The sequence below is a fragment of the Segniliparus sp. genome (genome assembly GCF_051660745.1).
In the GTDB taxonomy this organism is placed as follows: domain Bacteria; phylum Actinomycetota; class Actinomycetes; order Mycobacteriales; family Mycobacteriaceae; genus Segniliparus.
Genome location: NZ_JBOFQF010000042.1, coordinates 142,283 through 155,795 on the forward strand (window position 1 = coordinate 142,283; position 13,513 = coordinate 155,795).

At 69.2% G+C, this 13,513-nt stretch carries 12 protein-coding genes; 4 read left to right on the forward strand and 8 right to left on the reverse strand.

The features are described 5' to 3' along the window. Positions 1–15 precede the first annotated feature (15 nt). A complete protein-coding gene (locus tag ACRC20_RS14955; RefSeq protein WP_438687178.1) occupies positions 16–2,799 on the reverse strand; it encodes a glycosyl hydrolase family 65 protein in 2,784 nt (927 codons plus the stop codon). A 56-nt stretch (positions 2,800–2,855) separates the two neighbouring features. Continuing rightward, entirely contained in the window at positions 2,856–3,515 is a 660-nt protein-coding gene (nucS, locus tag ACRC20_RS14960; RefSeq protein WP_438687179.1) for an endonuclease NucS, read from the reverse strand. Positions 3,516–3,561: 46 nt separating this feature from the next. Between nucS and ACRC20_RS14965 the strand changes: the two genes are divergently transcribed. The 4 genes from ACRC20_RS14965 (at position 3,562) to ACRC20_RS14980 (ending at position 7,931) form a co-directional block, all read left to right on the forward strand. Further along, positions 3,562–5,136: an adenylate/guanylate cyclase domain-containing protein gene (locus ACRC20_RS14965; protein WP_438687180.1), complete on the forward strand. Its 1,575-nt coding sequence runs from the start codon at positions 3,562–3,564 to the stop codon at positions 5,134–5,136. An 11-nt stretch (positions 5,137–5,147) separates the two neighbouring features. Then, the gene (locus ACRC20_RS14970; protein ID WP_438687181.1) at positions 5,148–5,864 is read left to right on the forward strand and encodes a sensor domain-containing protein; all 717 of its coding nucleotides are present in this window, start codon (positions 5,148–5,150) and stop codon (positions 5,862–5,864) included. Positions 5,865–5,895: 31 nt separating this feature from the next. After that, positions 5,896–6,561, forward strand: coding sequence for a sensor domain-containing protein (locus ACRC20_RS14975; RefSeq protein WP_438687182.1), 666 nt, complete (start codon positions 5,896–5,898; stop codon positions 6,559–6,561). Positions 6,562–6,896: 335 nt separating this feature from the next. Further along, positions 6,897–7,931, forward strand: coding sequence for a DUF222 domain-containing protein (locus ACRC20_RS14980; protein ID WP_438687183.1), 1,035 nt, complete (start codon positions 6,897–6,899; stop codon positions 7,929–7,931). A 4-nt stretch (positions 7,932–7,935) separates the two neighbouring features. Here the strand turns inward: ACRC20_RS14980 and speG are convergent, their stop codons facing one another. From speG to ACRC20_RS15010, 6 genes are all read right to left on the reverse strand, one after another. Continuing rightward, positions 7,936–8,457 carry a spermidine N1-acetyltransferase gene (gene speG, locus ACRC20_RS14985; RefSeq protein WP_438687184.1) on the reverse strand — a complete coding sequence of 174 codons (522 nt, stop codon included), beginning with the start codon at positions 8,455–8,457 and terminating at the stop codon, positions 7,936–7,938. Between the two features lie 9 nt (positions 8,458–8,466). Then, positions 8,467–9,381, reverse strand: coding sequence for a cation diffusion facilitator family transporter (locus ACRC20_RS14990; protein ID WP_438687185.1), 915 nt, complete (start codon positions 9,379–9,381; stop codon positions 8,467–8,469). Continuing rightward, positions 9,371–10,561 carry a mannose-6-phosphate isomerase, class I gene (gene manA, locus ACRC20_RS14995; RefSeq protein ID WP_438687186.1) on the reverse strand — a complete coding sequence of 397 codons (1,191 nt, stop codon included), beginning with the start codon at positions 10,559–10,561 and terminating at the stop codon, positions 9,371–9,373. Before manA ends, ACRC20_RS14990 begins: the two co-directional genes overlap by 11 nt. Then, on the reverse strand, positions 10,561–11,643 hold the full coding sequence (locus tag ACRC20_RS15000) for a tobH protein (RefSeq protein WP_438687187.1): 1,083 nt from the start codon (positions 11,641–11,643) through the stop codon (positions 10,561–10,563). Before ACRC20_RS15000 ends, manA begins: the two co-directional genes overlap by 1 nt. An 88-nt stretch (positions 11,644–11,731) precedes the next feature. Beyond that, positions 11,732–13,126, reverse strand: coding sequence for a phosphomannomutase/phosphoglucomutase (locus ACRC20_RS15005; protein ID WP_438687188.1), 1,395 nt, complete (start codon positions 13,124–13,126; stop codon positions 11,732–11,734). Then, positions 13,123–13,500, reverse strand: coding sequence for a DUF3499 domain-containing protein (locus ACRC20_RS15010; protein WP_438687189.1), 378 nt, complete (start codon positions 13,498–13,500; stop codon positions 13,123–13,125). The genes ACRC20_RS15005 and ACRC20_RS15010 overlap by 4 nt, the downstream gene beginning before the upstream one ends. Positions 13,501–13,513 lie beyond the last annotated feature (13 nt).

Here is a 13,513-nt window from a genome sequence, read left to right on the forward strand (position 1 = left end):
ATCCGGGTCCGTGGACTATTTCACAGAGAGCTCCGCGAGGGACAGGGTCGGCTTCGAGCCTTTGCCGATGCCGGTGGGGCCGTCTGCCAGGGGCGCGCCGCGCAGCGTCACCCGCACCAGCCGAGCCCGCGACCCGGCCGGGGGACGCTTGCCCACAGCGGTCCAACCGTCCCCGCCGGAGTAAATCGCCAGGTCGTACTCCTTCGGCGGCGTCGGCCCGAAGTCGAGCGAGATCTCGCGGACCGGGCGTTCCTCCCCCAGGTCCACGGTGAGCAAAGCCTCCTCGCCCGCAGCGCGCCACACAGTGGCGGCGCTGCCGTCCACAGCGGCGGCGGGCGAGGAGTCGTACGCGCTGGCGGTCGCGGAGACCGGGCTGCACAGCGCGAGGTCGTCGCTCTGTTCTGGATCATGGTTCTGCGCGAGGTCCGGGCGGCGCGTCGGGAGCGTCACCGGCTCGCCGGGGGCCACCAGCTTCTTCTCGCTCTGCCCCGCCGTGTCCTGGACCTCGATCTGCGCCGAGCCCCCGGACGCGAGGCGCACCGTGGTGTCCTTCGGCCCGATCTCGATGTCGAGCACGGCTCCCCGATAGGCGAAGCCGGTCATCCGCAGGCCCTGCGAGAACCGCTTGGGCAGCATCGGGCTCAGCCGCAGCGCGTCCTCGGCGAAACGCGCCCCGGTCGGCGCGACCAGCAGCGCCTGCAAGAAGCTCGCCTGACCGGTCACGAAGATCCACGCGGCCTCGTTGCGGCCCCAGACGGGGTCGAGCTTGCCGCCCGCGGTGTCCGGCGCGACTTCGGCGGACATGTCGAACGGGCCTTTGATGTAGGGCCCCGCGGCCTGGTCGAGGAAGGTGTCCGTGGCGCAGCCGGGCTGGCCGAGCTGCGCTTCGAGGATCGCGCCCATGCCGTTGGTCATGTTCGGCCCGGTCGGGTCGGTCCGGGGGAAGTAGTAGTCCACCGTGGCCTGCTCGCTATAGCCCTGGTCGTGGTCCTCGAAGGGGTAGCTCAAGAGCACCGTGTCCGCCTGCTTGATCTGCTTGCCCGCGTAGCCGTCGTATTCGGCGGGGACGCCGGGCGCGATGTCGGCGGGCATCGCGAGGCTGTCCGCTGTCTGAGCCCATTGCGGGTCGCCCTGTTGGCCGAGGATGTCGCGGGCGCGCTGCGCCAGTCGCAGCGTGTTCTTGGCGCCGACCACGGTGAGCGCGTGGTCGTCGATCTGCTCGACGTACTCGTCCGCGCCCGCCGCGTTGCGGTAGTGGTACTGGCCGTCGTCGCCGGGCGGGCCGATCCGCGAGACCAGGTAGTCGGCGATCGCGGCGATCACCGGGGCGCCTTTCTGCGCGAGCCAGTCCCGGTCCCCGGTGGCGAGGTAGTACTGCCATTGCGCGAGGGCGACCTCGTTCTGCAAGTGATCCTCGTACCAGTCGCATTTGTAGCGGTTCGGCGGGCAGCGCATCGCGGGCCCGGTGTTCCACGGATAGACCGCGCCTTGGTGGCCGAAGGCTTTCGCGTTCGCCTTCGCCTGGTCCAGCGCGTCCGCCCGCATGTCGACCACCGCCCTCGCGAGCTCGGGATGCGTGGCGAGCAGAGTCGGGAAGATCCAGGTGTCCGCGTCCCAGAAGAGCCATCCCGCGTAGTCGTCGGAAGAGAGGCCCGCAGGCGGCACCGACCAGCGGGCGCCTGCGCGGACGCTGGAGTACAGGGCGTAGAACGAGCTGTGGATCCAGGACTGGAAATCCTTGTCGCCAGGCGTGACGATGTCTGCGGACCACAAGTCCGCCCATTCCCGCTCATGCGCCGCGAGGACCTTGTCCCATCCCTCGCCCGCGCCATGCGCCGCCGCCCGGCGGGCGAAGCCTTCGGGGTCCGGGCTGTCGTCCTCGGTCGCGATCCCGACGTATTTCGTGAACGTGTAGGCCTGGCCGCGCTCGACCCGCTCGTCGACGACCAGCTCTGCGGAGCCGGGTCCCGCCTGCGCCCCAGGCGCGGATTGCGACCCAGGGGCCGGTTGGAACACCGACGACACGGCGGCGAGCCTGCCGCCCTCGCCGTCGGCCCGGACGACGACGGCGCTTGTGAGCGCGGCCTGGTCCGTCGTCTCGCGCTCGGGCTTCGCCCGCCGCACAGCCCGCCCGTCGATCCGGTCGGCGACGGTGATCTGCCCCGTGAAGCGGGGTTTCACCTCGACCGAGATCACCGCGAGATTCGGCTCGGCGCGCGAGACGAGCGCCCGGTAGGCGAGGTCGAGGACGTGGTCCGGGTCCGGAGTCCAGACGACCTGCGTCGTGGCGACCGCGTTCTTCTCGTCGAGTGTCTGCCGGAAGCCCGACAGCGTCGCCGGGTCCACGCCGGGCGTGTACTCGTGGCCGTCGACCGTCACCGACAGCCCGGACCAGGCCGGGAGCGCCACAATGTCCTCGTCGCCGCCGAACTGCGCGACCTCGTCCGTGACGACGAGGCGGTTGTAGTAGCCCGCGACGAACGTGCCCGTGTACCGCTCGGCAAGCAGCGGGTAGGAGCCGAAGCGGCCGGGGAAGGACTCGTACCCCTGCCCCGCCCCGGCGAGCGTCGTGCCGATCCGCCCGTTGCCCAGGTAGACGCGGGCATAAGGGTCGTCTGTGTACCGGTCGGCGGTGTGGATCCAGGACTCGGGGGCGGCGGTTTCGGGCACATGGCCCTGCTCTGCGCCGGGGGCCGGGTCCGTGCCGCGCAACTGCCACACATACCCGGACGTGGCCAGCAGCGCGACAGCGGCGAGCACCAGGACGATCCGCATCGGAGAGGCCAGGAAGGTGCGCATGTGGGAAGAACTCTACCCGCCGGGCCGGACTGCCGCTCGGCTGAACGGCGCTCGGCTCAGAAAAGCTTGCCCTCGGCGTCGTCCTGGCCCTGCAGCCAGCCGTAGTCCACGACGACGCACCGAATGCCCCGGTCCTCGGCGAGGACGCGGGCTTGGGGCTTGATCTTCTGCGCGGCGAACACGCCCGCGACCGGAGCGAGTTTCGGGTCGCGGTTGAGCAGTTCGAGATAGCGGGTCAGCTGCTCCACCCCGTCGATCTCGCCGACGCGTTTGACCTCGACCGCCACCACTTGGTTCGCCGAGTCCCGGCAGAGCAGGTCCACTGGCCCGATGGCGGTGGGGAACTCCCTTCGGATCAGGGTGAGGCCAGGTCCGAGCGCTTCGAGGCGCTCGGCGAGCAGCGCCTGGAGCTGCGCCTCCACGCCGTCTTTGACCAGTCCGGGGTCCACGCCCAGCTCGTGGTCGGAGTCGTGCTCGACGTCGAGGAAGGTGATCCGCAGCTCCTCGCCCGCTTTGTTCACCACCGTCCAGCCCGCGTCGCCCTCGGTTCGCCAGCACGGCGGGGACATCCAGTTGAGCGGCTTGTACGAGCCTCCGTCGGAGTGCACGAGCACAGACCCGTCGGCCTTCACGACGATGAGCCGTTTCGCCGCGGGCAGGCGCGCCGAAAGGCGGCCCGCATACTCGACCTCGCAAGTCGCAATCACCAAACGCACGCAGCGTATGGTACCGGGCCGAGGCTCCCCCGGTAGTCTCATCCCTATGAGCAAAGATCGAGCGAGCGCGGCGCCACTCGGCTCGCGCCTGCTCGGCAAGCCGGACGAGAACGCCCGGATCCGCCGAATCCGCGTGCAGGCGCTGCTGACCTTCTCGATCATCATCTCGAACCTCGGCGGCGTGTTCTTGGACTCGGTGCTGATCGGCGCGGTGCTGCCGGGGCCGAGCATCTTCGGCCACGACTTCTTCCTCATCGACTTCGTCGCCTTGCCGCTGTTCGTCGCGTTCGCCGTCGTGATCGGGGCGATCGTCGGCACGATCGAGAGCCTGAAAGTGATGGACTGGGCCACCGCGGAGGAGACGCCCACCGAGGACGAGGTCCAACGGGTGTTCCAGATCCCCTGGCGGCTCACCCGGATGCAGGGCGTCCTGTGGGCGGCTGGCGCGGGGCTCTTCACGCTCCTGTTCGGGCTGATCGAGCCCGCGCTCATCGGGAAGGTGCTGCTCGGCACGACGCTCTCCGCCATCCTCGTCTGCACGGTGGCGTACCTGCTCACCGAGTTCTCGCTGCGCCCGATCGCCGCGCTCGCGCTCCAGTCCGTCCAGCTGCGCCAACGCACCGGGGTCGCCCGCCGGAGCATCGTGTACTGGGCGCTGTCCACGGCGGTGCCGATCCTTGTCCTCATGATCCTCGCCATCGAGGCGATGGCGGTGGACACCCTGTCGAAGCAGCGCCTCGCCGTCGTGGTGCTCTCGCTCGGCCTTGTCGCCCTCATCGCGGGCCTCTACGTCACATACCTCACGATCCGGGCGATCACTGTGCCGATCAGCGGGCTGCGCAACGCGATGAAGCGCATCGGACAGGGCGATTTCGCCGCGCAGGTCGTCGTCTACGACGGCACGGAGATCGGCGAGCTGCAGAGCGGCTTCAACAGCATGGCCAGGGGCCTGCAGGAGCGCGAGGAGATCCGCGACATCTTCGGCAGGCACGTCGGGAAAGAGGTGGCGCGCGCGGCGCTCGCGCAGGCCCCCGCGCTCGGCGGCGAAGACCGCAACGTCGCGGTGCTGTTCGTCGACATCATCGGGTCGACGACGATCGCGGCCACGCGGCCCCCGATCGAAGTGGTCGGCCTCTTGAACCGGTTCTTCAAGGTGGTCGTCGCCGAGGTGGACAAACGCGGCGGCTTCATCAACAAGTTCGAGGGCGACGGGGCGCTGGCGGTCTTCGGCGCGCCCTCCCATTTGGACGACCCCTCGGGCAGCGCGTTGCAGGCGGCGCGGGCGATCAGCCGCCGCCTCGGGAAGGAAGTGCCCGAGATCCAGGCGGGCGTCGGCGTCTCGTACGGGGTCGCGGTCGCCGGAAACATCGGCTCGGACCAGCGGTTCGAATACACGGTGATCGGCGATCCGGTGAACGAGGCCTCGCGTTTGTGCGAGCTCGCGAAGACCAAGCCCGGCAGGGTGCTCGCCTCCCGCGCGGCCGTCGTGGCGACGGAAGCGGCGGGCACGTCCCCGTCCGAGGCGACGAAATGGGAGCTCTGCGAGGAAATCGTGCTGCGCGGGCGGACCAAGCCGACCCAGTTGGCGCAGCCCCTGGTCCCGAGCGCCGAGCAGGGCTAGCATCAGAGGGCATGACGCTGCCCCGCCTCCGAAAGTCCTGCGCTCACCTGACGTGCGCGACTGTCCTCGGCCTCGCCGGGACGCTCTCCGTTCTGCCGCAGGCCTCCGCTGCGCCCGAGAACAGCGCAAGCCAGATCGTGCTGCCGCTCGCCGAAGCCGCCACGTTGCTCGCCATCCCGCTCACCGCCGAGAGCCCGTTCGGCCAGCCACGTCGCGATTTCCAGGCGGACCTCCCCGCCTGCGCCGACGCGGCGGACATCGGGACGCCTCAGACTTTCGGGCGCCCCGACCTCGCGAGCTTCCACGGCTCGCTGCTCCGCGACGACTCGGCGGAGGGGCGCTACATCGTGAAACAGGCGGCAGGCGTCTTCGGCAGCTTGGCCGCGGCCGCCGCAGCGCAAGGCGAGCTCGTCACGCACGTCGCGGCATGCTTGAAGGCCCAGGGCCTCGACCGCGCCGATAACGCGGACTCCCCTGGCAGCACAGGCAGGAATTGGATGTTCACCAGCATGAACGCCGCTACCGAGCGACTCTCGTGGCGCAAGGTCGAGAACCAAGAGAACGGCTGGCAATGCGGCCTCGTCAGCCAAGCGCAGGGCAACACGCTGCTCCAAGCGCTTGTCTGCGAGCGGAACCCGCCGCCGAAGGGGCCTGCGACCGAGCTGTTGAACGCCATGGCCGCACGGATCCCGCCGACGGCTCCCGAGGCGCAGGCGCCGGGCAACTAGCGCCCAGCAACGCCCGCTACCATCTGCGGGCATGATCGTGTTTCCGGTTCGTGGGATTGCCGCTCTGCTGGTTTCGGCCTGCGCGGTCGCGCCGAGCGCCGCAGCCGCGCCCGCGACCCCGGACGACATCCCCCGGATCCTGCTCTCCGTCGACGAGGTCAGGACGGCTGTCGGAGCCCCGGTCGCCATGGACAACCCTTCCGCCGAGCCGTACCAGGACTTCGAGACCGACACGCCCGGCTGCGTGGCGGCGGCGGATATCGGACTGCCCTCGGAGTTCGGCGGCGACGGCCTCTCGGGCTTCCGGATCTCGCTGATGCGGGACAAGCCGGAGAAGGGCGGCTATTTCGTCAAACAGGTCGTCGGGGTCTTCGACAGCGCCGCCGAAGCCGCCGCAGTCCAAAGCAAGGCCGTCTCCGCCGTGCAGCAGTGCTTCAAGCTCGGCACGCCCATCGAGATGACTTTCCCCGCAGGCGGCAGCGATCCCGAGCACTGGGCGTTCAAGGGCCTCGTGGCCGGCCCGCAGACCACGTGGCACAAGGACGAGACGCAAGAGGCGAACTGGCAATGCGACTTCGCGAGCGAAGCCCACGGCAACCTCGTCCTGCAGGCGAAGGTCTGCGAGTACGCCCCGACCGGGGCGCCGCTCGGCAAACTCATCGGCGCAATGCAGTCGCGGGCCGCAGCGCTCTCCTGAGCAATATTTTTCATAATTTTCCTTGCCCTGCCTGGTGTTTTCGATTATAATCGAACGTATGGACAGTGTGGCGGGAACCGGTTCGGCGGTGAAGGATCTGCTTGCCGCGCTTGCGGATGTGGAGCGCGAGGAGTCCCTGCTGCTCTCGCGAAGGCCGTGCTGGTGGCGAGGATCGCCGAGGAGGTGGCGCAGCGCCAGATCGTGGAGGAGCGCCAAGCTGGAAAAGGCATCTTCTCCTTCGCGACTCGTGAGGCAGTGTTGTTGGAGCTGGGCCCGGCGTTGGGGTCTCCTCGCGCGGGGCAGAAGCCATGTTGTCGTTCGCGGAGGATATGACGGTGAACTACCCGAAGCTCGGGGCGAAGCTGGCGGCGGCCGAGGTCACTGCGAAAGCCGCCCGGTACATCGGGGAGAACTTGGGTTTCGCTCCTTCGGGTTGTCGGGAGGAGCTGGACGCGTGGCTCGCCGTGCAGGCACCGCGCTGGCGGATGTGCTCGTACGGGAAGATCTCGCAATTGATGGAGGCCCAGTACTTGCGGCTCGACCCGGACTGGTGCAAGCGGCGGCGGGAAAGAGCGAGGAAACAACGCTCCTTCACCATCACCCCCGTCTGGGGGCACCTCCCACGAGCTCTGCGAGTGGGGGACGACGGCATGGCGGATTTGCGTGGCACCATGCCGCTCGAAGCGGCAGCAGAGTTGCGCGAACGCCTCGATGCCATCGCGCGCACGGTGTGCCCCGACGATCCGCGTCCCCTCTTCGCCCGGCACAGCGACGCATTAGCCGCACTCGCACGCGGCGAGCACCAACTCGTCTGCGAATGCGGACGAGACACCTGCCAAACAGCCGCACGGCCAGCCCGCCACCCCAAGAACATCGAACTCGTCGTGCAACTGCCGGCGCTGGTCAAACACGAAGAACTCCCCGCGCTCCTGGACGGAGCCCCGATTGACGCGGACCTCGCGCACATGTTGGCGAAAGCCGCCAAACGCATCCGCTTCACCACTGATCCCGCACAATACAAGCCAACTTCAGCAGTCGAAACCCACGTCAACACCAGAGACCAGCACTGCCGATTCCCCGGCTGCCACCGAAGAGCCCGCACCGAGTTAGACCCTCCCCCACGGCCCCGAGGGGGCCGCGGGCGGTACCCCCACATCCCATTCGACCATGAGGATCCACAAAAAGGCGGACAAACCACACCAGACAATCTCAAGAGACTCTGCCGACACCACCCTCCCCCACTCGCAGAACTCGTGGGAGGTGCCCCCAGAGCAAAAACACACGGCCACTGGCGAGACCGACAATCACCCGACGGAACCGTCCACTGGACCAGCCCAACCGGCCAGCACTACCTCACCAGCCCAGGCTGAGCCGCTACGCCTGCGCCCAGTAGTCCCGCTGGAAAATCGCCATCCGGACCGCGTCCCGGTATCCGCCGGAGGCGAAATACTCCTCGCGAAGCACCCCTTCCGCGACGAAACCGACCTTCTCGTAGATGTGGACCGCCTTGACGTTCTCCACATCGACGATCAAATACACCTTGTGCAGATTGAGGATGTCGAACGCGTGGCGTATCCCTGCCCGCGTCGCCTCGTACGCGAGCCCCCGGCCCTGGAATTCCGGCACGATGGCAATGGCGAACTCGCAGTTGCGGTGGATGTAGTCGATCTCGACCAGCTCCACGATGCCCGCCTGCTGGCCGTCGTGCTCGATGACGAAACGACGCTCCCGCACATCGTGGATGTGCCGCTCGTAGATGTCCACAAGCTCCGCCAGCGACTCGTACGGCTCCTCGAACCAATACGACATCGCCTGCGAGTCGTTCGCCACACGATGCACGAACGGCAGGTCGGGGCGCTCCAGCGGACGCAGCCGCAGGACAGGTTCGGCATCCATGCCGAAAGCCTACCGGCGCCGGTCCACATCCGGCTCGATGTAGATGAGATCGACCTCGGGCACCCGCTCGCGCAGCCGCGCCTCGACCGTGTCCACCGCCTTCGCGATCGTCGTGAGGTCCGTGTTCCCCGGCACTGCGACCTTCGCCGCGACGAGCAGCTCGTCCGGGCCGAGGTAGAGGGTCCGACAGTGGATGACGCGCTCGATCTCGGGCCCCTCCTGCAACGCGAGCAGGATCTGGCGCTGCTGGTCGGGGGTGGCGCCCTCGCCGATCAGCAGGCTCCCCATCTCCACGATCAACACCAAGGCGATGGTCGCGAGCAGCACGCCGATGCAGAGCGTCGCGATCCCGTCCCACACCGGGTCGCCCGTGACCAGCGACAACCCGACCCCGCCGAGCGCCAGGACCAGGCCGATGAGCGCGCCGGCGTCCTCCAAGAGGACCACCGGCAGCTCCGGGTTGCGCGTGTGCCGGACGAATTGGAAGAGCGACTGGCCGTCCATGCTCTTGCGGGACTCGCCCCACGCTGTGGCGAAGCTATAGCCTTCGAGCAGGACCGCGACGCCGAGGATCGCCACGGCGATCCACGGGTTCTCCAGCTTGTGCGGCTCGTGGATCTTCTCGATCCCCTCGAAGATCGCGAACACCGCGCCGAGCAGGAAGATGACCAGCGCCACGATGAACGCGTAGAAGTACCGCGAGCGGCCGTACCCGAACGGATGCTCGGGGTCGGGCGAGCGCCGCGCGGCGGCCTGCCCGCGGAGGAGCAACGCCTGGTTCGAGGTGTCCGCGACGGAGTGCACGCCCTCGGCGAGCATCGAAGAAGATCCCGTCAACGCGAATCCGACGAACTTCGCCACGGCGATGCCGAGATTTGCGGACAACGCCGCGATAATCGCCTTACGGCTGCCCTCAGCTGACATGGGTGAAAAGCTTATCGGGCACCCCGGCCCGGAACACGACCGTGTCGTCGGTTCGAGCGGTGATGATGGTTTCTTTCTCGCCCGCAGGCCGCCACACCGCCTCGCCCGGCCTGATGCGCTCGCACGCCCCTCCGGCCTCGATCTGCGCCTCGCCCGCGACGCAGAGAAGGACCTCCGGCCCGGAGCCGCCGACCGCGCGGCGGGCCTCGCCCCCGTCGAGGCGGGTCGTCGCCAGGCCGAACTCCTCCGCCAAAACGGGGTATTGGAATGTCTTGGGGCCTTCGTCGCCGCGCACCACGAGGCATTCGGGCGGAGTCGGGTCGAAGTCCGTGACGTCGAGCAGCTCGTCCACGTCGATATGCTTCGTGGTGAGCCCGCCGCGCAGGACGTTGTCGGAGTTCGCCATGATCTCGACTCCGAGGCCCCCGACATGCGCGTGCAGCACCCCTGCGGGGATGAACAGGCCTTCGCCGGGATCGAGGACGATATGGTTGAGCAGCAGCGCGATGAGCACGCCGGGGTCCTGCGGATAGCGCTCCGCCAGCGCGGACGCGGGGGTCTCGCCCCGCTCGCGCACGGCCGCCACACGGCGCGCGACTCCGTCCACCGGCATGGCGAGCCACTGCTGCACGAGGCCGCGCAGGTTCTCGTCGCGCAGCAGCACCGTCTCCGGCGCATGCCGGTCGAGCCCGACGCGCCGCACTTGCTCCAGCGCCTGCTTCGGCTCGAGGAACCCGGCGAGCGCCTCGAACCGGGTGAGGGCCACGAGAAGCTCCGGCTTGTGCCGGGGGTCTTTGTAGTTGCGTTTCGGGTCGTCCAGTGCCAAGCCCAACGCGTTCTCCCGCGCGAAGCCCTCCCGCGCCTGCCTCGCGGAAGGATGGGCCTGCAAGGACAGGGGCTCGCCTGCGGCGAGAAGCTTGAGCAGGAACGGCAGCTCCGGGCCGAACTGATCGACCACGCGGTCGCCGAGCTGGCCAGCCGGGTCCGCGCCGATCGCCTCCGCGAGCGACCGGCCTTCCTCGTCGCCGCCCGCGCCGAGCAGGCACGGCTCCGCCGGATGCGCCCCGTACCAGATCTCGGCCTCCGGCTCGGCGCTCGGAGCCGGCCGACCGGTGAGCTCGGCGAGATGCGTGCGCGAACCCCATGGGTAATGCCGCATTTGTCCGTGCAGCCTGCGCATTAGTGTTCCTCGTCCAACCGCACATAGACCGAGGCGAGCGCGAGGCGCTGCGCGAGGACGGCGAGCTGGGGCACGTCCGCGAACTCCTCCTGCCGGGGGAACCGTCGCGTCGGCTGCTCCGCCTCGGACTCCTCCGCGACGAGGACCTCCGCGTCCGGCAGTCGTCTGATCTGCGCCGCGACATCCCCTTTGCTCCGGGCCGAGGAAAGCGCGAACACTCTCGACGCTGCGGGCAACGGGCCGTCGAGCTCTGGGTCGTGGAAGAGCGCCGCGTCGGCGGAGAGCCCGCCCGAAGCGAGCCGCTCGCCCGCAACGAGGACCGTCGCGAGGTCTGCCGCCTGCGCGGGCTCGCCCGCCACGCGCAGGAGCACGTCGGCCCCGTATCGCGCCACGGCGACGGCGGCGGGGCCGTCCCCGGCGAGCACGACGCGCCGTCCCCGCATCCGCTCCGCGAGCGCCCTGGCCGGGTTCTCGAAAATCGGGCGGGACGGGTGGGCCAAAAAGATCTCCCCGTCGATCAAGTCGGCCAATGCGGCGACGTCGACGAGCGAGCCGCCGCGCGACGAGCGGACCGCACGGGCGACGGCGATGTGCGCCGCGAGAGATTGGACGAAGCCGAAGGACTCGCCGCCCGCGAGACGGGGCGCGAGATCGACCACCCGGCTGTCGGCGGCGGCTCGCAGCGGGCCTTCCAGCGGCGCGGAGACCACCGTGGCCACGCCGCGCCGGGAAGCAGTTGCCACGGCTTCGACGAGCAACGGGTCCCCCGCGTCCGCCCCGACGACCAACAGCACGTCGAGCGGGCCCGCCCAGGAGGGCAGCCGGGGAGAGCGGACCACGGGGATGTCCCAGTCGGCGCCCGCGACCGCGGCGAACACGTCGGCCCCATGGCCCACGTCGCCTGATCCGGAAAGAGAGATGAGCGCCCTCGGCCGCACGGATTCGAGCTCCCCGAGCGCGCCGCCGGAGGCCGCCGCGCCGATGGCGCGGGCCTGCGCTCCGCCGTGGGCTGCGACCTCGAACAACACCATCGCCGCGCGGTCCGCGGCGGGGGCGTTCGTCAGGCCAACCATCCCTGTCATGCTGGCAGGATAGCAGAAAAACCTTGGATTACTCATAGAAAAAGCTGCTCAGCGAGGGAATTTCGCCAAGGGCTGAGCGAACCGGACGCTACTCTCCCCGAATCACGCTGAGCACTTCTTGCGTGACCGTGTCGACCTCCGCGCGGCCCTGGGCCTCGGCGTTCAACCGCAAGAGCGGCTCGGTGTTCGAGGCGCGCAAGTTGAACCACGCGCCGTCGCCGAGGTCCACCGTCACGCCGTCGAGCTCGTCGACGGACTTGGCCCGCCCGGCGAAGCGCTCGAGCACCCGCGCGATGGCGGCTTTCGCGTCGCTGACGGTCGAGTTGATCTCGCCGGAGGCCGCGTAGCGCTCGTAGCCGCCCATGAGCTCCGAAGCCGTCCCCGCCGAGCCGCCGAGGGCCGCGAGCACGTGCAACGCTGCGAGCATGCCGGAGTCCGCGCCCCAGAAATCGCTGAAGTAGTAGTGCGCGGAGTGCTCCCCGCCGAAGACCGCGCCGGTCTCCGCCATCCGCTGCTTGATGAACGAGTGCCCGACTTTGGTCCGCTCGGGGACGCCGCCGCGTTCGAGCACCAGCTCGGGGACCGCGCGGGACACGATGGCGTTGTGGATGACGACCGAGCCGGGGCTCTTCTCAAGGGAGCGCTCGGCGACCAGCGCCGTGATCGCCGACGGCGAGATCGCCTCGCCGCGCTCGTCCACCACGAAACAGCGGTCCGCGTCGCCGTCGAAGGCGAGGCCGAGGTCCGCGCCGGTCTCGCGGACCTTCGCCTGCAAGTCGACGATGTTCTTCGGGTCGAGCGGGTTCGCCTCGTGGTTCGGGAAATTGCCGTCGAGCTCGAAGAACAGCGGGATGATCGTGAGGCCTTCGATCGGTTCGAGCACTGCGGGCGCGGTGTGCCCGGCCATGCCGTTCCCCGCGTCCACCACGACGGTCAGCGGGCGGATGGCGGAAAGGCCGACGAGGTCGCGCAAGTACTGCGCGTACTCGACGAGCACGTCTTTAGCCGAGCACTCGCCGGGGGCGACACCGCCTCCGTCCGGCACGCCCGCGATCAGCGCCTTGGAGATCTGGTCGAGGCCCGTCTCTTTGCCGACCGGCTTCGCGCCCGCCCGACAGAGCTTCACACCGTTGTATTTCGCCGGGTTGTGGCTCGCGGTGAACATCGCGCCGGGCCGGTCCAAAATCCCCGAGGCGAAGTACAGCTCGTCGGTGGAGGCGAGGCCGATGCTGGTCACGTCGAGGCCCTGCTCGACGGCTCCGCGCGCGAACGCGTCCGAGAGCGGGAGGGAGGAGTCGCGCATGTCGTAGCCGATCACGAGGCTCGTCGCGCCTTCGGCCCGCATGAGCTGGGCGAAGGCAGCCCCGAGGTCCGAGATCAGAGTCTCGTCGATTTGCTCCCCGACGAGACCCCGCACGTCGTAGGCCTTGATCACAGCGGCAATAGCTTCTGGGGAGTGCGCTCCCCGCTGTCCGCCGCTCACTCCGACTCAACCGGGTCCGGCACGACGCGGAGATGCCCCCGCCTGCCCGTCGCGACCGTGGCCACTGGCTCCGGTTTGGCTTTCGCCTTGGACTTCCGCTCGCCCCGGCCCGCCTCGCGGACCGCCTCGGCGAGCGCCGTCAAATCGTCGTCCTCCGCGTGCACCGCGGTGAAAGAGCCCTCGCAGCGCATCATCGCCCAGCCCTTCGGCGCGGTGATCCGCTGCGCGTGGTTCTCGCAGAGATCCCACGCGTGCGGCTCGGTGTTCGTGGCGAGCGGGCCCACCACCGCCGTGGACTCGGCGTACACGTAAGTCAATGTCGCGACGGCAGGCATCTTGCAACCGGGCCTGGAGCAGCGGCGTGGAATCCTCACGGGTGGTTAGCCT